The following is an 18,846-nucleotide window of genomic DNA, read 5'->3' as shown; positions in this document are numbered from 1 at the left end:
TCACAGCATCAGGGCGCCGCGCGACGAGACAGGCGCATTGGCATCGACGACCACCTTGTCGCCCTCCTTCAGGCCCGACAGGATTTCCGTGTTGATCTTGTCGGTAATGCCTGTCTCGACGGTTCGCTCTTCGAGCTTGTTGCCCACCAGCACCTGAACCGTCGCCTTGTTCGGCTGATCGGTGTCCTTGAGGGCGGAAACCGGTGCGATCAGGACATTCTTCGCATTGGCAAGAATGATATGGACCTCAGCCGTCATATAGGTTCGAAGCAATCCATCGGGATTGGGAACGTTGAAAATGCCCTTGTAATAGATGGCCGAAGCGGACGGCGAAGCGGAGGAGGCAACCGAAGCCGTCGTGGAAAAACTCTTGTCGTTGACGATGGAATCCGGCGCCGGCTCGATCTTTTCAAGCTTGGCGTCGTAACGCTTGAAATCCTGGCCGGCTATCGTGAAATAGAGCGGCATTCCTACGCGAACCTTGGTTATGTCCGCTTCCGAAATATCGGCTTCCACGGCCATGGTATCGAGCTGGCCGAGGATCGCAATGGTCGGAGCGCTCTGTTGGGCGTTGACGGTCTGGCCCTCCTGAACGACGGTTGCGAGGATCGTTCCACCGATCGGCGCCGTTATGCGCGTGTAAGTGAGGTTCGTTTCCGCGATCTGCACATCGACCTGGGCAGCGTCGATCGCCGCTTCGCTATTGGCAACCTGCGCCTGCTTGGATTTCACCGTGCTGACCGCCTTGTCGTAGTCCGCGCGCGCGACGGCATTCTTGCCGATCATCATCTGGTTCCGGGCGAGGTCCTCTTTCGCAAGTTCCAGATCGGCCATATTTTGATCGCGGGTGGCTTCGTTCTGGCGAAGCGTCGCCTGCGCCTTGTTCAGCTGGTTCAGCTGATTGGTCGAGTCGATCAGCGCGACGACCTCACCGGCCTTGACCTGCTGGCCCGGCTGCACCTTGAGCGACAGGATGCGCCCCGTCGCCTGCGCGCCGATGGCGACCAGCTTCTTCGGCCGCAGCGTGCCGGTGGCAAGCACCGAGCTTTCGATGTCGCCGCGCTTGATCGCGATTGTCGGCGGCAGCGGTTCTTCCCTGGTCAGGGAGCGGACGATAAAATATCCCGCGACCAGCAATGCGGTGAGGACGGCGAGCCAGAGGCGCCAGCGAAAACGGCGTTGCGGCTTGCGCTTCATAGCGGCCTCTTATCGGTTGCAAGCAGGGGCGCCGGAGCCGGTTGGACAATGTGCGGACCGGTAGGGCCATCGACGACTTCAGGTTTTTCGACGTCGATGAAACCGTCCCAGCCGCCGCCCAGCGCTTTTTGCAAGGCCACATAATTCACCACCATGTCCATTCTGGCCTGGCTCAGATTGGTTTCCGCGCTCAAGAGATTGCGCTGTGCGATCAGGACATCGGAAAACGCCTTGGTGCCGGCCTTGTACTGGTCGATGGTCAAGGCGACGATCTTGCGGTTATTGGCGACGATTTTCTGTAATTGCGCTGCCCGCAGGCGGTTCTGATTGAGCGAAACGCTGGCATTTTCCACCTCGCTCAGGGCCGTCAGAACAGCCTTGCGATAGGCAATCAGAGACTGATCGCGCACGGCCCGCGCGGCATCTACGTTAGCACTCAGTTGACCGCCATGGAAAATCGGCACGCTGAGGCTCGGTCCGAAATTCCAGCTGATCGTGGACAGCCTGGCGAGATCGCCGAAATTGGAACCGCCCGTATTGATGTTGCCGGTCAGCGAAACGCTCGGATAAAGCAGGGACTGCTTCTGCCCGACACTGGCCGTAGCGCTCGCATAGGCGCGTTCAGCCGCGCGAACATCCGGACGGCTCAGAAGCATATCGGCGGGGAGCCCGGCGGCAAGCCCGCGCGGGACGGCTGGAATAGGCCGCGCTTTATCGAGAATATCCGCTAGCGCCTGTGAAGAGGTGCCCGTCAGCACCGATAACTGGTTCAGATATCGCGCGTAACTGATCCGCAGAGCCGGGATTTGCGCCTGTGTCGAAGCGGCCTCGGTTTCGGCGCTCAGGAGATCGACTTGGGAAATCTGCCCGGCCTCGAGCCGGTTGCGCGTCAGCGCCACCGTTTGCCGCTGTGACGCCGCATTGCGCTGCGCGATGGCGATATCGGCTTGCGCGCCGCGCAAATTCGCATAGTTGGTGGCGATATCGCCGATCAGCGTTACGAGGGCCGCGCGCAATTGTTCGTTGGCGGATTCGGCATTGTAATAGGCCGCTTCGACGCTGCGCTTGTTGCCGCCGAAGAGGTCGAGCTCCCATTTGGTAATGAAACCCATGCTGAATTGGTTCGACGCTCTTGTCGCCCCGATGTCCGACCGCGTATAGCTGCCGTCACCATCGAGCTGCGGATAAAGTACGCCTCCAGCGGAGACGAAATTGGCGCGCGCCTGGCGCACTTTCGCCTTCGCCGTCGCAACATCGGTGCTGCCGGAAATGCCGTCCGCTATCAGCCGGTCGAGAACCGGATCCCCGAGGTTTCGCCACCACTCCCCAAGCCGGTGCGCCCGCGTGTCGGCCTTGCTATTCCAGCCCGCCGGCGCCAGAACCACCGGCTTATGGTAATCCGGACCGACCGCAACACATGCCGCCAATAAGAAAGGGGAAGTGAAAACCACCCCCAATCGCAGTATACGGCAATTCATTCGGCACCATGGCGGCATTGATATTCAGCGCTCTGAAAGTAAGGCGGGTTTCAGGCATGTCGATAGATTTCCAGTGCCAACGAAATCCCAGGGAGCGACCAGAATCAGGTGTAACACTACATTATAAGGAAGCGCGCGTCTCGCAACCAAATTGAGCTCCGCAATGTCCGTCGACTTTCATGTAGATCATGGAACGCGAAATTGAAAAACGAGCTACCAGCCGAGGCCCTCGGAGATTTTCTTCGCCGCGTCTTTCAGCAGAAGCGCGTAGCGCTGAACGTCGCTGTCGCTCGTGCGAAAGGCCGGGGCGGCGATGTTGACGGAAGCGATGACAGAACCGTCGAAGGCCAATACCGGCACGGCAACCGACACGAGTTGCTCGCTCACTTCGCCCTGGCTGACGCAGTGGCCCGCCTCCCGGATGCGCTGCAGCTCGGCCTTCAGCTTCGCCCTGTCGACGATCGTCCTTGCGGTGAATTTCTTGATCTCGGCGGGAATGAGCTGGTCCTGAACCTGGGGCGGCAGGAACGCCAGCAGCAGTTTGTAGGAACCCGCATAGAGCGGTCGCCGCCGTCCGATCAGGGAGTGCACACGCAGATCCCGCATCGGCTCGAATTTTGCGATGCACAGGGATTCGCCATTATCGATGATCCGCAGAAAGGCCGTCTCATTCACCTTCTGCCCCAACCGCTCAAGGATGGGATTGGCCACCCTGACCAGATCGACCTGCGTCGAGGCGGCGGTGCCGAGCACGATGGCGGTGTTGCCCAAACGGTAGGTGCCGCTTTTGTCCTTCCGAACCAGCCCGCGGTGTTCCAGTGTACGTAACATTCGCAAGATTCTTGGCTTGGTTTCGCTCAAGGCCCGCGCGATTTCCGATAGCCTGACATCCGGCTGCTTGGCGACATACATGAGAACACTGATCGCCGCGTTCACCGATTCCAGCACATTTTTATCGGAATTTACCCCAGAATCGCCCATTCACCCCCCTTTTCCGCTCTGCTTCCCCACGCGCGGCAACGTCGCCCAATCATGTTACGATGACTGTAACATCAGATTTTTGTGTTTGACACCCCCCTCCCCCGTTCCTAGGCTTCCCCTCCAAGAGCGGCACAAGCGCGCTCATCAAGCCGGCAGCAAGACCGGTCGCCTTGTTTACAAAAATGGAAGCGGGAACAATGAACCAATCGATATTGATGCGCGCAGCCTTTGCGCTGCTAGGAACCATCGCCATCCCGGCCTTGGCGGCGGCACAGGAAACACCTCTCACCATCGGCATGTCCACGACACCGACAACGCTTGATCCCCACGAGGACAGTTCCGCCCCCAACAATGCCACGTCTCGGCATATCTGGGACAGCCTCATCAACCTGACCGGCAAGTCCGCCAATGCGCCGGAACTGGCTACGCAATGGAAGACTGTCGATCCGACCCATTGGGAATTCAAGCTGCGCGAAGGCGTCAAATTCCATGACGGCAGCGACTTCAATGCCGACGATGTCATAGCCTCTCTGTTGCGCGCGCGCGAAAAGCCGAGCCAGGGCTTTGCGTCCTATACCCGCAGCATTGCGGGCGTGACGGCGAAAGATCCGTACACGGTCATCGTCGAAACCAAGGTTCCGGATCCGCTGCTCCTCAATTCGATCAGCCGCATCCGCATCATCAGCGCCGATTGCAAGGATGCGCCGGTGCAGGATTTCGACAATGGCAAATGCGCGACCGGCACGGGCGCTTTCTCGTTCGCTTCCTATGCGCCCGGCAGCAATCTGACGCTGAAGCGTAACGACAATTATTTCGCCGGCCCCTCGCATTGGTCTGGCGTCACCTTGCGCTTCCTGCCCGACGATGGCGCCCGTCTCGCCTCGCTTCTCTCCAATGAGATCGACATTATCGAAACCCTGCCCGCCGATGGCATGGCCCGCGTGGAATCGAGCGGCGATTTGCAGATCATCAATGGCCAGTCCTCGCGTTTCGTCTATCTCGGCATGGATGTCAGCCGCGACGCCTCGCCCTTCGTGCAGGCCGCGGACGGCAAGAATCCGCTCAAGGACGTTCGTGTGCGCCGCGCCATGCTGATGTCGATCAACCGTCCGGCAATCGTCGACCGCGTCATGCAGAAGAACGGCACGCTTGCAGACCAGTTCGTCGCCGAGGGTTATGCCGGCCATTCCGGCAAGGTTGAAAAGGTTGGTTACGATGCCGCTGCGGCAAAAGCCCTTCTGGCGGAAGCCGGTTACCCTGACGGATTCAGCCTGACCATTCACGGTCCTTCCGGACGCTACGTCAAGGATGCGGAAGTCCTGCAGGCCGTAGGCCAGATGTTCACCCGCATCGGCATCAAGACGAAGGTCGAGGTGCTGCCCTGGGCGATGTATTCGGATGCCTATGCGAGGGGCGATTACAGCGTCTACTTCGGCTCCTGGGGCGTCAATTCCGGCGAGACCACCAATCCGACGGTGGCCGTCGTCGCCACCCGCGACGAGAAGAAGGGCACCGGACGCTATAATGGCGGCGGAATCTCCGATCCTCAGATCGACGAGGTTCTCGCCAAGGCCAGTTCCACGCTCGCCGAAGCGGAGCGCGAGCCATTGCTGGAAGACTTGTCGGTGCGGACCTTCAACAATCTCTGGCTCCTTCCGCTGCATTACGAAAACGTGGTGCTGGGCGCGAAGAAGACCGTCGCCTACACCCCGCGCGGCGACAAATACACGCTCGCTTACGAAGTGAAGCCGGCGAACTAATCATTATTTGAGGGCTGCGCCATCAGCGGCCCTCTCCATTTCTCCAGGAGACATTCATGCAGGAACTCGGAACGGGCGAAGCCGTCGCCCGGGCGGCGGCCGTCTATGATTATGGCCAGACGGCCATCTTCGCCTCCAAGGTCGATCCCCGCCTCCATATGGTGCTCTATGTGCCGCCAACCGCCGCCGACGGGCGCAAGCTCGACCTCCTGGTGGCGGTGCATGGCACGGGCCGCACCTCGGCCATCGATTTCCGCGACGGCTTTGCCGAATTCGGGCTCTATAATGACTGCGCCATCCTGTGCCCGATCTTTCCCGTCGGCATCTTCGGTGACGGCGCGCGCTCCGGCTACAAATTTATGGAAGAAGGCGATATCCGCTACGATCAGACGGTCATCGCCATGGTCGCGGAAATGGCGGCCAAATACCGGCAGGACTGGGCGAAATTCGCCATGTTCGGCTTTTCCGGCGGCGGCCATTTCACCCATCGCTTCGCAATCCTGCATCCCGAAAAGCTCTGGGCGGCGTCCATCGGCGCGCCGGGCTCCGTCACGCTGTTGGACCCTACCCGCGACTGGTGGGTCGGCATCCGCGACATCGAGAGCCGTTTCGGCAAACCGTTCCGGCCCGAGGAACTCGCCAAGGTGCCGGTCCATATGGTCGTCGGCGATGCCGATCTCGAAACCTGGGAAATCACCCATAGACCGGGCGGCAAATATTACATGGACGGCGCGAACGACGCGGGCGGAACCCGCCCCGAACGCCTCGCCGCGCTGGCGCAATCCTTCCGCGATGCCGGTGTCGACGTGACGTTCGACCGCGTGCCGGGCGTTTCCCACGACCGGATCAAGGTGCTGAGCCAGGTCAAGGCTTTCCTCGCAAAGGTGCTGAAGGACCGTCGCGAAAAATGAAGAATGGAACGATTGTTGCGCCTCAACCCGAGGCGGTCGAGGCGGGCGCGGAAGTTCTGGAGCGTGGCGGCAACGCCGTGGATGCGGCGCTCGCCTGCGCCTTCACGCAAGGCGTGGTGGATCCGCAGATGGCCGGCATCGGGGGCTTCGGCTCCATGCATGTCTATATGCCGAAGAAGGGCGTGCACGAGATCCTCGAATTCTATGCCCGAGCCCCCCTCAAGGCGACGCCCGATATGTGGGTGGACAAGATCAGGCACCAGAGCCGCGACGGCTTCGGCTATGTCCTCGAGGACAATATCTCCGACATCGGCTATCTGGCGGTCTGCACGCCCGGCTCGCTCAAGGGCTACGAGACGGCGCTCCGCGATTACGGCACATTCGACTGGGCCGATTTGATCGCGCCCGCGATCCGCTACGCGCGCGACGGCTTCATGATCCGCAACCACATGCACTGGTACTGGACCAAGGACCAGTCGGACGACGGCTTCGCCAACACGCTGGACAAGCTGCGCTTCTCGTCCACGGGGCGCCGCGTCTATTTCCATGAGGACGGCCAGGTCAGGAATGTCGGCGACACCCTCGTCAACACCGACATGGCCCGAACGCTCGAAAGGATCGCACGAAGCGGCGGGGCGGACATCTTCTATCATGGCGAAATCGCCGATGAGATCGCTGATGACTTCAAGGCCAATGGCGGACTGATCGGTCGCGAGGACCTGGCCCGCTATGAATTGTCACGGGTTGCGCCGATCTGGGGCGAGTATCGCGGCAACCGGATTGCGTCGTCGCCGCCCCCGGGTTCCGGTTTCCCGATGCTGGAACTGCTGCACATCATGGAAGAGTTCGATGTGGGCGCGATGCGGCATGGCAGTACCGAGCATGTGCGCATCCTCTTCGAGGCCATGAAGCGCATGACCATCGACAAGGACGCCCATATGGGCGATCCGGCCTATGTGGAAGTGCCCTATGGGAAGTTGCTGTCGAGAGATCATGCCGCGGAACATGCCCGCTCGATCCGGGCGGAGAAAATCGCCAATGTATCGCGTCTCGATCGCTCCCAGCGCGACACGACGCATATTTCCGTAGTGGACAAGGATGGCAACGCCGTCGCCCTGACCCATACGCTCGGCAGCCCCTCGGGCGCGATCACGGACGGGCTTGGCTTCATGTATAACGGCACCATGAGCCGCTTCAATCCGGTTCCCGGCAAGCCGGGTTCCATCGCGCCGGGCAAGCGCCGGCCCAGCTCCGCGGCCCCGACGATCGTCTTCAAGGGTGACGAGCCCAGCATCGTCATCGGCGCGCCGGGCGGCAGCTATATCGCGCCTTCTGTTGCACAATGCCTGATGAACATGATCGATTTCGACATGCCCGTGCTCGAGGCCGTTTCCGCGCCAAGGGTCGTGGGCGTGTCGAACACCATAGACATCTGCAACCGCATCCGCCGCTCGGTGGAACGCGAGTTGCGGGCGCTGGGCTATAAAGTCGCGCGGTCGCCGCAAACCTATGCCTTCGCCGCGGTCCATGCGATCAAGATCGAGGACGGCGTCTCCAGGGGCGCCGCCGATCCGCAGCGCGACGGGGTAGCCATCTCCGTGGCGTAAGGAGGACTAGCATGGTTACATCCATCATCAGGCGGCTGATGCAGGCGCTGTTCGTCATCCTTGCGATGACCGTCATCGTCTTCATCGGCGTCAGCGTAATCGGCAATCCGGTGGACATCCTGATCAATCCGGATGCCAATCAGGCGGAGCGCGCCCGCGTCATCGCCCATTACGGCCTCGATCAGCCGCTTTGGAAGCAATATCTCCTGTTCCTGCAGGGCTTGCTGCGCGGCGATTTCGGCGACAGCTTCGTCTATGGCCGCCCCGCGCTTGGCCTCATCCTCGAGCGCCTGCCGGCAACGCTGGAGCTCGCCATCACTGCGCTCGTCATTGCGCTCGTCTTCGGCCTGCCCCTGGGGCTTTACGCCGGGCTTTATCCGGGCCGGATTTCCTCCCGAATCATCATGAGCGGCTCGGTTCTGGGCTTTTCGCTGCCGACATTCTGGGTCGGGCTCATGCTGGTCATGGTGTTCTCGGTGGAGCTTGGCTGGCTGCCCACCAATGGCCGCGGCCCGACGCTGGCGCTTTTCGGCGTGGAATGGTCCTTCCTGACATGGGAGGGAATGCGGCACCTCATTCTTCCCGCCTTCAATCTGGCGCTGTTCAAGACATCGCTGATCCTACGCCTGGTGCGCGCCGGGGTTCAGGAAGTGCTGCCGCAGGATTATGTGAAATTCGCCCGTGCCAAGGGATTGCGGGAAAGCCGGATCATCGCCGTGCATGTGCTCAAAAACCTGATGATCCCTGTCGTCACCATCATCGGCCTTGAATTCGGCTCGCTGATCGCTTTCTCCGTGGTGACGGAAAGCATCTTCGCGTGGCCGGGCATGGGCAAGCTCATCATCGACTCGATCAACCTTCTCGATCGGCCGGTTATCGTCGCCTACCTGATGATGATGGTGCTGCTCTTCGTCGTCCTGAATTTCATTATCGACGTTTGTTACACAATCCTGGATCCGCGGATCCGGCTGGATGCGAAGGCATGAAGCCATGACCGAACTGGAAGACACGACTATCGCGGCATCCGAACGTGGCCGGCTCAGGAAAGGCATAACGGATTTCTTCGCTTCCCCCGTTGCGGCTACCGGGTTCGTCACGCTCATCATCATCTGCGGGCTGGCGCTTCTGGCGCCATGGATTTCCCCGCAGAACCCCTATGACCTGATGCAGCTCGACATCATGGATGGAAGGCTGGCGCCGGGATCGGAATCCATGAGCGGCCTTGTGTATCATCTTGGCACGGATAGCCAGGGGCGCGACATCCTGTCGGGCATTCTCTACGGACTCAGGACCTCGCTGATAGTGGGCGTGCTCTCGGCTTTCGCCGCCGCCATCATCGGGACCACCATCGGCCTTATCGCCGCCTATAGAGGACGGCGCACTGAAACCATCATCATGCGGCTCGTTGACCTGCAACTGTCCTTGCCCACCATCCTGATGGCGTTGATGATGCTCGCTATTCTCGGCAAGGGCGTTATGAACGTGGTCATCGCGCTGATCATAGCCGAATGGGCCACCTATGCCCGCACGGTGCGCGGCATCGCCCTGGTGGAGCGGGAAAAGGAATATATCGAGGCGGCGCGCATGTTGCGATTGCCCGGATGGCGCATTCTTTTCCGGCACCTGCTGCCAAACTGCCTTGCGCCCGTCATCGTCATCGCGACAATGCAGGTGGCAAGGGCCATCGGACTGGAGGCGACCCTGTCCTTCCTCGGTCTCGGCGCTTCGGTCACCGAGCCGTCGCTCGGCATGCTGATCTCGTCGGGCTATCAATATCTCCTGACCGGCCTTTACTGGATCAGCTTCTTCCCCGGCATCGCGCTTCTCATCACCATCGTCGCCATCAATCTCGTCGGCGACCGGCTCCGCGATGTCCTCAATCCGAGGAGCATGTCATGACGCCGCTGCTGGAGGTAAGCAATCTCGTCACCGAGTTCGGCGGGGGCAAGGACCGGCCCGGTCTCAGGGCTGTAAACGGAGTGTCCTTTACGGTCGAGCGCGGCAAGGTGCTGGGCCTCGTCGGCGAATCCGGCTCGGGAAAATCCGTCACCGGCTTCTCGATCATGCGGCTTCTCGAAAAGCCTGGACGCATTGCCGGCGGCCAGGTGCTGTTCGATGGCGAGGATATCGCCGGGTATTCCGACGACGAGATGCGGCAATTGCGTGGGCGTCGCATCGCCATGGTGTTCCAGGACCCGATGACGACGCTTAATCCCGTCCTCACCATCGGTACGCAGATGATCGAAGCGGTTCAGGCGCACGATCCTGTGTCCAAAGACGCCGCCCGGCAAAGGGCGCGGGATGCGCTGGGGCTGGTCGGCATACCGAGCCCCGAGGAACGGCTGTCCGCCTATCCGCATCAATTTTCCGGCGGAATGCGCCAGCGGGTGGCGATTGCCATCGCGCTTCTCCACAAGCCGGACCTGATCATCGCCGACGAGCCGACCACGGCGCTCGACGTGACGATCCAGAGCCAGATCATCTCGGAATTCCAGCGCCTCACCGAGGAGGCCAACACGGCGGTGATCTGGATCACCCACGATCTGGCGATCGTCTCGCGCCTCGCCGACGAAATCGCTGTCATGTATGCGGGCCGGCTGGTCGAGACCGGGCCGGTGGGCCAGGTGCTGACCGATCCGCGCCATCCCTATACGGCAGGCCTGATCGCCTCCGTCCCGTCCCAGAACCGGCGGGGAGAACCGCTGCGCCAGATCCGGGGCATGACGCCGGCGATCGACCGCCTGCCGAAGGGCTGCAGCTTCCGCGCGCGATGTGATCGGGCGACGAATGGCTGCTTGCGCCTGCCTGATCTCGCGCCGGAAGGCGCTCGGTCCTTCCGCTGCTTCCACCCCGTAATGAATGAGAGTGCATCATGATGGCGACCGGTGCGCCCCTGATCGAAGCCAGAAATGTTTCGCAGCGCTTCGGCGCGAAACCGGATCTGGCCGCAAAAATCGCGCTCAAACTGAAACTGGCGAAGCCCGCCCCCGTCGTCCACGCGCTCGACGATGTCAGCCTCACCATCCGCGAAGGAGAAGTCGTCGGCCTCGTCGGCGAAAGCGGCTGCGGAAAATCGACGCTGGGCCGCGTCATCGCGGGGATAACAAATCCGAGCGCCGGTCACATCCTATGGAAGGGTGTGGATCGCGGTGCGATGACAGGCCGCCAGCGGCATGAGCTCGGTCTCGCCACCCAGATGATCTTCCAGAACCCGATGGCGGCGCTCAATCCGCGCATGACGGTGGAAGACCTGATCTGGGAGGCGCCCCACACCCATGGCCTCGCCCGGGCACCCGAACGAAACGCTTACGTCGATAGATATCTGACGCTGGCGGGCTTCGATCCGGCGATGAAGAAACGGTTCCCGCACCAGTTTTCAGGCGGCCAGCGGCAGCGCGTGAACATCGCACGGGCGCTCGCGGTCCAGCCCAAATTCCTCGTCTGTGATGAAAGTGTTGCGGCGCTCGACGTTTCCATCCAGGCGCAGGTCATCAACTTGTTCATGGAACTGCGCGACAAGCTCGACCTCACCTATCTCTTCGTCAGCCATGATCTGGGCGTGGTCGAGCACATATCGGATCGCGTGGCGATCATGTATCTGGGCCGGATCGTGGAGGAGGCTCCGGTCGAGGAAATATTCAGGCACGCCAACCATCCCTACACCCGGGCCCTGCTTGCCGAGGTGCCGCGCATCGAGCCGGGGAAGCGCCGCTTCAAGGCGGTCGAGGGCGAACTTCCCAGCCCCCTCAATCCCCCCAAAGGGTGCCATTTTCACCCCCGTTGCCCCCTCGCTACGGCCCGTTGCAGGGAGGAAATTCCTGTGAAGAGGGAGGTCGCACCGGGACATTTCTCCGCCTGCCACCTCAATTCTTAAGTCAGGCGCTTCGCGGATATTCGCCGCGGCCATTGACGCTGAGATGCCGAAGCATCCATACCATCGGGTGATTACCTTCCACCTCGTTTTCGCGCCGCTCAGCCGGCACATATGTGCAAAAGGCCAATGACCCTTTCGATCAGTTTCCGCGAGCGCATCGCTCTCTATGCCCTTTTGACGTCTATCACCTCGATCAGCATCGACGCGCTTCTGCCGGGGTTGCGGCAGATCGGAGCGGATGTCGGCGTCACGCCTCCCCTGTCGACCCAGCATGTCATATCGCTCTTCATCTTCGGAATGGCGTTTGGCGAGTTGTTTCTCGGGCCACTGTCGGACGCCATCGGGCGAAAGAAAGCGCTTGTCCTCGGCCTTAGCGTTTATGCCGTCGGCACGGTCATAGCCATGCTGGCCGGGTCGCTCGAAATGGTGATCCTCGGCCGGTTCCTTCAGGGCGCAGGCGTTGCCGGCCCCAAGATCGCGACGCGGGCCATGATCCGTGACCAGTTCGAAGGCGATGCCATGGCGCGTGTCATGTCCTTCATGTTCACGCTTTTCATTCTGGTGCCGATGCTGGCTCCCGCCCTCGGACAGGGCATTATCGCGGTCGCAGGGTGGCGCGGTGTTTTTCTGCTCTATCTCGTGGTGGCTGGCCTGCTCGGCCTTTGGCTGGTGCTGCGGCAACCGGAAACATTACCCGTCGATAAACGAATAGCCTTCCGCCCGAAGCTGCTCCTGACGAATGGCCGGCGCATCCTGTCGAACCGCCGCGTGGTCATGCTGATTGCAGCCACCGGTTTCGTGTTCGGCGCGCAGCTTCTCTATCTCGGCACGGCAGCCGATCTCTTCCTCGATGTCTACGGGATCGCGGAAACCTTTCCCTTCTATTTTGCGGCGCTGGCGGCGGGAATAGGACTTGCCTCGTTTCTCAATGGCAAACTTGTGCAGCGCTTTGGAATGGACACCATGGCGCGCCCAGCCTTTCTGGGCCTGGCCTCGACAGGTCTTTTAATGCTGCTTGCATCCACCCTTTGGGACGGACGGCCACCGCTTGCCGTTCTCATGCTGCTCGGCTTCGCCGCCTTTTTCGCTATCGGCGTTCTCTTCGGTAATCTGAATGCCATGGCCATGCGCTCGCTCGGTGAGGTCGCCGGTCTGGGCGCATCGCTGATTGCGTCGGGATCGAGCCTCGTCGCGACCTTGTTCGCTGTCGCGATGGGCGTGTTCTATGACGGCACCGCGTTCAATCTGTCGGCCGGCTTTTTTCTCGCGGGGGCCATTTCCCTCATTCTGTCCGAGCTGTCGGCGCGGGGCAGCGCCGCGCCGGTGGTGGCCGTCAGGTAGGATGCCAGCTGCGCGGCCCTAGAGCATGATCCCGAAAAGTTGTAGACTTTTCGGATAAGATCATGCAGCTAAAACAAAGACTTAGAGCGGAATGCCCGATTCAGCTTAATTGCATACCGCTCTAGCGTCCGCCCAAAAGTCCGCGATCGATCTGACGTTGCCGGTATTCCAGGTCGATCAAATCGCGAGCCTCCGAAAGATATGCGAATTCTTTCTCATCTCGAGAACGGCCGCGAAGAGCTTTTACGAAGCGTCTGATTGGCTTGATCATGGGGTACTCCTTGGCGGAAGTTAGCTTGTTCGTCAGAAATACATTGCCATGAACAGCGCTACTACTACGGAATTGTCCGATGCAGGCTTGCAATGCATGCATGGCTGGGAATTCCATATTTTTAACAAAGATAATGAACCATCTTGCCGGCAGTGCTCGCGGTCGGATGGTTGCGTCCGGGCTATAGCGAATTGGACATCAGAGCCTGCGCGACTTTCTGGGCCTGCACCCGGATATCCGGCACCGCGGTGATTTCCCAAAATTGCCCGGCGGTAAGCGCCCCGATTGCAAAAATGTCCTGATGTGGCTTTCCATTGCCGCGCAACACCTGGGAAGCCGCGTTAACGTCGATCCCGAAACCGAGCGTGTCGGCGCGCAGAAGTCCGCCCTGCCGCATATCCCTGAGCAGAGGCGAATGGTCGATCCCCGCCCGTTCCAGCCCCGTGCAATTGATGATGCGGTTTACCTGGAGCGCCAGGTCATCCGACCTTCCACGGGGACGATAATGAAGATTGACCCCTCCATTTTCTTTCGAGATGGAATGCAGAAGGCCGGCTTGAATAGTCACGGTCCCATCCCTGACCAAGCTATCGAACCGCTCAGAAATCGCCGGCGGGATGCGATGGCGATGAATATTCCACCATGGGAGCGCATGGCGTAGAAATCGTGCCCGCTGTTCGGCCGTCAATGACTGCCACAGTTGCCGGGTGAGCGGACGCAGCCCATCCATGACACAACGCCAATTCGCAGCGGCTCCAGCCTGCCGCCGCAGGCTGGCCAGGATATGGCTGATCTCCCGGCTAGCTTCGGGTAATTGTACCGGAACCGGGCCTGGAACGCTGGAGAGATGGGCATGAGGAAGCAGCCCCCGACGGGACAGGACGTGGATCTTTCCCCGATGGCCGTGCTGGCGGAGCGCAAGCACCTGGTCAATCATCGTGAGACCGGAACCCAGGATGCATAGCGTTTCGTCGGGCTTCACCTTCGAAAGCCAGCCAAGCCTCCAGGGATTATCGACAATAGATTGCCGCGCGCGTTCATCGACTCTATCGGACCCAAGCGGAAGTCGAGCATTATTCATACCCACGCATAGAACAACGTTCCGCGCGGTTAATTCGTCTGAATTATCCAGCCGAAACACGATCCCCGTTTCACTGCGTCCGAGGCATGCCGTCGCCTTCGCACGGATAAGGTCCAGCCTGGCCCGGTCGCGTTTCCTTAAAAGTGCCGCCAAGGTGTCCCGCAAATAGAGACCGTAATCGCTTCGCGGCGCAAACGCGTTCAGGGTAGCATTTTTCCCTCGACGGCGCAGCCAGTCGACGAAATCATCCGGGGATTCCGGAAAAACGCTCATGCGCGCTGCCGGCACGTTTAAACGATGCAGATGGAATTCTGACCGATAGGCGGCGCCTCGGCCAAACTCCGGATCGTCCCCGATAACAGCGATCGACCGTGTCGGCGGCAACAGCTGTAAGAGGTGTATCGTAACCGCAATGGCGGAAAATCCGGAACCGACAACCGCGATATCGTAGACCAAAAGATCACGTCCCAGCAACTGAGATTTAAAGCCCGTCAGTTTTCAAGGGTATACGCATAGCAGACGAGATGGGCCTAAAAAAGCCCACAAAAAAGCTACTCCTCGCATCGTGAAAGAACATTATTGTCGCTAGGCCTATAGCGAACCCCAATGATAGGACCGTCGTATAAAGTCCAAATGCCTTACCTCTTACCTCGGATCTGGTAATTGCGCTCAACCAAGTCTCACTGATCGGCGACCGCTGCGATTATTCCGTACTGCGGCGTAGAACATTGTAAGTAGAATAAAGGCGCGAGGCACAACGCTAAGCGGACAGGGAGCATAATGTAGGCATACCTGAATATCTTCGATCCCGTCCGCAATCCAGTTAGATTGGACTTGCTTCGGAAAAGTGGAGAGGTATCCCTGAGTTGAAAGGAAACCTGGATGCCGAAGCAGAAGAATTTTACGAAGGAATTTGAGAAGGAAGCGGTCCGGCTGGCGCAGACGAGCGGCCGGACGCAGCGTGAGATTGCACAGGATCTTGGAATTGGCTTATCGACGCTGGTGCGCTGGATTGGCCGGAGCCGGGATCAGGCGATGGACGATCCGGCGCATTCAGCCCAGAATGAAGATATGGCGGCCGAGCTGAAACGGTTGCGCCGGGAGAACGAAATCCTGCGGCAGGAGCGCGAGATATTGAAGCGGGCCGCAACTTTTTTCGCCAAGGAGGGAAGTCGATGAAGTTTCGTTTCATCGACCAGGCGAAAACGGAATTCCCCGCACACCGTCTTTGCAAGGTTCTGGGCGTCAGCCAGAGCGGCTATTTTGCCTGGAAGGATCGACCTGCCAGTTGCCGGCAGCAGAAGGACATGGTGATGCTGGCGCATGTGCGTTCGGCCTACGCGCTTTCTCATGAGACCTACGGCAGTCCGCGCATGACGCGGGAATTGCAGGCCAGCGGCTTTGCCATCGGTCGACGGCGAACCGCCCGGCTGATGCGGGAAAATGGCCTCTAGTAAAGCGTTTGTGAACCTGGATACCTAGTTGGGCCGGATTTTGTTTTAAATGTGATGTTATTATGCTGCGTAAAATAATACTTTACCTCATTTGTCACAGGAACCAAACCCCGTACCTAACGGATAGCTTCAATGCAATCCTGGTATATAATAAGAAACTATAATGATTATAAAATAAGCTACCATTGCGATTATAAACGCAAGGGGAATCCGCCACCGCGCCAACCTTGGCCGTTTTTGCGCCCATCTCTCAAACAAAGAAAACATCAAACCGATTATCGCTGCTATAATTAGAATATATATAAATTCTAATAACGAAATTCCTTCCTCTGAAAAAATAAGTTCTCCTACACTGATGCCAATCGCAGCGCTTACCGCAATAGAAAGCTGTTTTGCCCAAGCGATAGCCGGCCATCTTTGCTTACATTTTTCAAATAAATATAACGAAATACCCACTGCCGCCGCCCCAACAAGTGGAATCATAAAATGCCAAGATTGCAATTCGGATAACATAGCAATTCCCCTCCTTCTGGAAAGAAACCTGTGATTTTTCACAATAAAGCAACCATGACTATAGCGACAGTAAAGCATTTGTGACTAAGAAAACCTGATTTAGGCCTAAAATTGCTCTACAATTTTTCGCAAGATATCATATCAAGCGAAATTTTTACATGAATGAAAACCAATCCAAGCCAGCACTGCTGTCCTGGTTCACAAAATCAACCTTCAGGTATACTCCGTACCTCGTCGAACTAGCAGTCATTGCCATCGTTCTGCGTCTTCTGGGCTTGGTGCAACCGTTCGTATTCCAGGCGATTATTGATCGTGTGCTCCCCTTTCAGCGCGAGGCGACGTTATCACTTATTGTCGTCATCCTGATAGCGACAACTATTTTCTCCGCCACTTTAAGCGCCTTGGCGGCCTATCTCGGCAACCACATGGCGGCTGGTCACCGAATTGGCGCGGCGCATTTTTACGCATGTGCTCGATCTGCCTTTGCAGTTTCTCCAGCGCTGGCCGGTGGGCGAAACCCTCGCCCGCATCGGCGAGATCGACACGGTACGCGCTTTCCTGACGGGAACGGTGATGGGCATTGCGCTCGACGCTCTCTTCGCCGTCATCTATCTCGCGGCGATGCTGGCGATCAGCCCATTCCTGACGGCGGTATGCTGGTCACCCTCCCTCTGGAAATCGCAACATTCAGCGCCATGGGGCCGCTCATTAGGCGGCGAATGCAGGAAGCATTCTTGGCCGGATCACGGCATCAGGCGCGTCTGGTGGAAACGTTAGGCAACGACACCACAGTCAAGGCGCTGGCATCGGAGCGTCTTCAGACCGAGCGGTTTCAGGAGACGTTACGCCATAGCATTGCTATGGGCTTTCGGGTCACCAAGCTGAATATCCTGAATGGCTTCATTGGGGATATTCTGGGGAGTGCTTCTAATATCATCACGATCTATATCGGCTGTCAGCTCGTATTCCGCAATGAAATCACGCTCGGTCAACTGATCGCCTTTAACATGCTGGCCGGTTATGTCTCTGGCCCGATCATGTCTTTGTCTTCTCTAATGGGAGCAATGGCAGGGGCTGCGGATTGCACGCCTGCGCTTAGGCGATTTCCTGAATGTTGAGCCGGAAACAAAGACGGATAAACCGCCGCTTAAAATTGAGGGGCCATTGACCTTGCGGTTCCATAGGGTGTCATTCGGATATTCCCCCGACCGCCCTGTCATTCAGGATTTCAGCACCGATATAGGACCGGGGCGCCCAACTCTCATTATTGGAAACTCGGGCTGCGGCAAATCAACATTGGCCAAGCTTGCAAGCGGTCTTTACATGCCCGATAATGGTCATATCGTTGCCAATGACAGCGATCTGGCAGAGCACGAGGCTCGCAGTGTCAGGCAGACAATTGCCTATCTGCCACAAGAGGCCGACCTCTTTTCCGGGTCCATCCGCGACAATCTGCTGATGGCCAAGCCCGACGCGACAGATATGGAAATTGCACGAGCATTGGCTGGAAGCGCCAGCACTTTTGTTGCCGATCTTCCTAACGGGATACACACAGAGGTCGGTGAGGCTGGTGGACATCTCTCCGGCGGCCAACGGCAACGTATCGCTCTGGCAAGGGCGCTGCTTCAGGACCCTAAGGCGTTGATCCTTGATGAGCCGACGAGTTCGCTCGACCCGGGATCGGCGCATCTCATCATCAAGACGCTTAAAATGCTCGCCAAGGACAAGACACTAGTCGTCATCTCGCATGACCCTAAATTATTCGACAAGGACCCGGTCGGCGTGATCGATCTCAATCCACCCCGAACACAATCGGGAGGCCGAAAATGACCAGAAATAGCGATGAAAACACCGCGTCTCCCACGTTGCGATTGACAGCATGGCTACTGATCATTTTGTTCTCCGCAGTCGTTGTTGGCAGTTACATCGGAAGACCGAGATCGTAGCTCGCGGTCAAGGAAAGGTTATTCCTACCGGCAGGGTCCAGGTGGTGCAGCCGCACTCCAACGGAAAGATCACGAAAATCCTCGCAACTGAGGGACAAGCCGTCAAAGCCGGAGATGTACTCTTATTGATGGATACCGCGAGAAACGGAAGCGAGATCAAACAAATCGAGGCCGACATCGCGCGGCAACATCAGGAACTGGCGGTTGCACGGGCCATACTCGTTCCTCTATCCACCATTGATCCATCCGATGCGCGCTTCGTCGATACCGGAAAAGCAAATATTCGAAAAGAAAAGGTGGGAAACAGGGGGTATGGGGAGGAAAAACTCGTCATCGCCGTATGCCTGCGGCGAGGGCCGTCTAGTTTGATTTGTAGAGCATGGTCTAGGCTCATGCCTTATGACATGGTCTCCAGTTGTTTCCCCCATTGAA

15 protein-coding genes and 2 pseudogenes are annotated in these 18,846 nt (G+C 58.8%); 11 read left to right on the top strand and 6 right to left on the bottom strand.

Features of this window, described 5'->3' with window-relative positions; genetic code table 11:
• From C7477_RS16140 to C7477_RS16130, 3 genes are all read right to left on the bottom strand, one after another.
• Nucleotides 1-1,197 (bottom strand): efflux RND transporter periplasmic adaptor subunit, encoded by a 1,197-nt coding sequence (locus tag C7477_RS16140; protein ID WP_110754015.1) that lies wholly within the window; start codon nt 1,195-1,197, stop codon nt 1-3.
• Nucleotides 1,194-2,675: an efflux transporter outer membrane subunit gene (locus C7477_RS16135; protein ID WP_110754013.1), complete on the bottom strand. Its 1,482-nt coding sequence runs from the start codon at nt 2,673-2,675 to the stop codon at nt 1,194-1,196. Before C7477_RS16135 ends, C7477_RS16140 begins: the two co-directional genes overlap by 4 nt.
• A 213-nt stretch (nt 2,676-2,888) precedes the next feature.
• Nucleotides 2,889-3,656: an IclR family transcriptional regulator gene (locus C7477_RS16130; protein ID WP_110754012.1), complete on the bottom strand. Its 768-nt coding sequence runs from the start codon at nt 3,654-3,656 to the stop codon at nt 2,889-2,891.
• Nucleotides 3,657-3,853: 197 nt separating this feature from the next.
• Between C7477_RS16130 and C7477_RS16125 the strand changes: the two genes are divergently transcribed.
• From C7477_RS16125 to C7477_RS16090, 8 genes are all read left to right on the top strand, one after another.
• Nucleotides 3,854-5,416: an ABC transporter substrate-binding protein gene (locus tag C7477_RS16125; RefSeq protein WP_110754010.1), complete on the top strand. Its 1,563-nt coding sequence runs from the start codon at nt 3,854-3,856 to the stop codon at nt 5,414-5,416.
• A gap of 56 nt (nt 5,417-5,472) precedes the next feature.
• Complete coding sequence (locus C7477_RS16120; RefSeq protein WP_110754008.1) at nt 5,473-6,327, top strand: alpha/beta hydrolase; 855 nt, start codon at nt 5,473-5,475, stop codon at nt 6,325-6,327.
• Nucleotides 6,324-7,934 (top strand): gamma-glutamyltransferase, encoded by a 1,611-nt coding sequence (gene ggt / locus C7477_RS16115; protein ID WP_110754006.1) that lies wholly within the window; start codon nt 6,324-6,326, stop codon nt 7,932-7,934. The genes C7477_RS16120 and ggt overlap by 4 nt, the downstream gene beginning before the upstream one ends.
• A gap of 11 nt (nt 7,935-7,945) precedes the next feature.
• Entirely contained in the window at nt 7,946-8,920 is a 975-nt protein-coding gene (locus tag C7477_RS16110; protein ID WP_110754004.1) for an ABC transporter permease, read from the top strand.
• Nucleotides 8,921-8,924: 4 nt separating this feature from the next.
• Entirely contained in the window at nt 8,925-9,833 is a 909-nt protein-coding gene (locus C7477_RS16105) for an ABC transporter permease (protein ID WP_110754003.1), read from the top strand.
• Nucleotides 9,830-10,810 carry an ABC transporter ATP-binding protein gene (locus tag C7477_RS16100; protein ID WP_110754001.1) on the top strand — a complete coding sequence of 327 codons (981 nt, stop codon included), beginning with the start codon at nt 9,830-9,832 and terminating at the stop codon, nt 10,808-10,810. The genes C7477_RS16105 and C7477_RS16100 overlap by 4 nt, the downstream gene beginning before the upstream one ends.
• Entirely contained in the window at nt 10,807-11,808 is a 1,002-nt protein-coding gene (locus C7477_RS16095) for an ABC transporter ATP-binding protein (RefSeq protein ID WP_110754000.1), read from the top strand. Before C7477_RS16100 ends, C7477_RS16095 begins: the two co-directional genes overlap by 4 nt.
• A gap of 126 nt (nt 11,809-11,934) precedes the next feature.
• Nucleotides 11,935-13,149: a multidrug effflux MFS transporter gene (locus C7477_RS16090; RefSeq protein WP_110753999.1), complete on the top strand. Its 1,215-nt coding sequence runs from the start codon at nt 11,935-11,937 to the stop codon at nt 13,147-13,149.
• A 121-nt stretch (nt 13,150-13,270) separates the two neighbouring features.
• Here the strand turns inward: C7477_RS16090 and C7477_RS16085 are convergent, their stop codons facing one another.
• Together C7477_RS16085 and C7477_RS16080 are read right to left on the bottom strand one after the other, a co-directional pair.
• The gene (locus C7477_RS16085; protein WP_110753997.1) at nt 13,271-13,420 is read right to left on the bottom strand and encodes a DUF3563 family protein; all 150 of its coding nucleotides are present in this window, start codon (nt 13,418-13,420) and stop codon (nt 13,271-13,273) included.
• A gap of 181 nt (nt 13,421-13,601) precedes the next feature.
• A complete protein-coding gene (locus C7477_RS16080) occupies nt 13,602-14,957 on the bottom strand; it encodes an FAD/NAD(P)-binding protein (protein WP_110754065.1) in 1,356 nt (451 codons plus the stop codon).
• A gap of 426 nt (nt 14,958-15,383) precedes the next feature.
• Here C7477_RS16080 and C7477_RS16075 point away from each other — a divergent pair.
• A pseudogene (locus C7477_RS16075) lies at nt 15,384-15,952 on the top strand (transposase); the annotation flags it as partial.
• 132 nt (nt 15,953-16,084) lie between these two features.
• Here C7477_RS16075 and C7477_RS16070 read toward each other — a convergent pair.
• Nucleotides 16,085-16,468 carry a hypothetical protein gene (locus C7477_RS16070; protein WP_110753996.1) on the bottom strand — a complete coding sequence of 128 codons (384 nt, stop codon included), beginning with the start codon at nt 16,466-16,468 and terminating at the stop codon, nt 16,085-16,087.
• 158 nt (nt 16,469-16,626) lie between these two features.
• On the opposite strand from C7477_RS16070, the pseudogene C7477_RS16065 reads away from it, so the two are divergent.
• Together C7477_RS16065 and C7477_RS16060 are read left to right on the top strand one after the other, a co-directional pair.
• Nucleotides 16,627-18,298 (top strand): annotated as a pseudogene (locus C7477_RS16065) (peptidase domain-containing ABC transporter).
• A gap of 49 nt (nt 18,299-18,347) precedes the next feature.
• On the top strand, nt 18,348-18,845 hold the full coding sequence (locus C7477_RS16060; RefSeq protein ID WP_110753994.1) for a putative HlyD family type I secretion protein: 498 nt from the start codon (nt 18,348-18,350) through the stop codon (nt 18,843-18,845).
• The last annotated feature ends 1 nt before the right edge of the window (nt 18,846 follow it).

The organism is Paramesorhizobium leguminum (assembly GCF_003217235.1).
GTDB lineage: Bacteria > Pseudomonadota > Alphaproteobacteria > Rhizobiales > Rhizobiaceae > Paramesorhizobium > Paramesorhizobium leguminum.
This window is presented reverse-complemented; position numbering and strand designations above follow the sequence as displayed.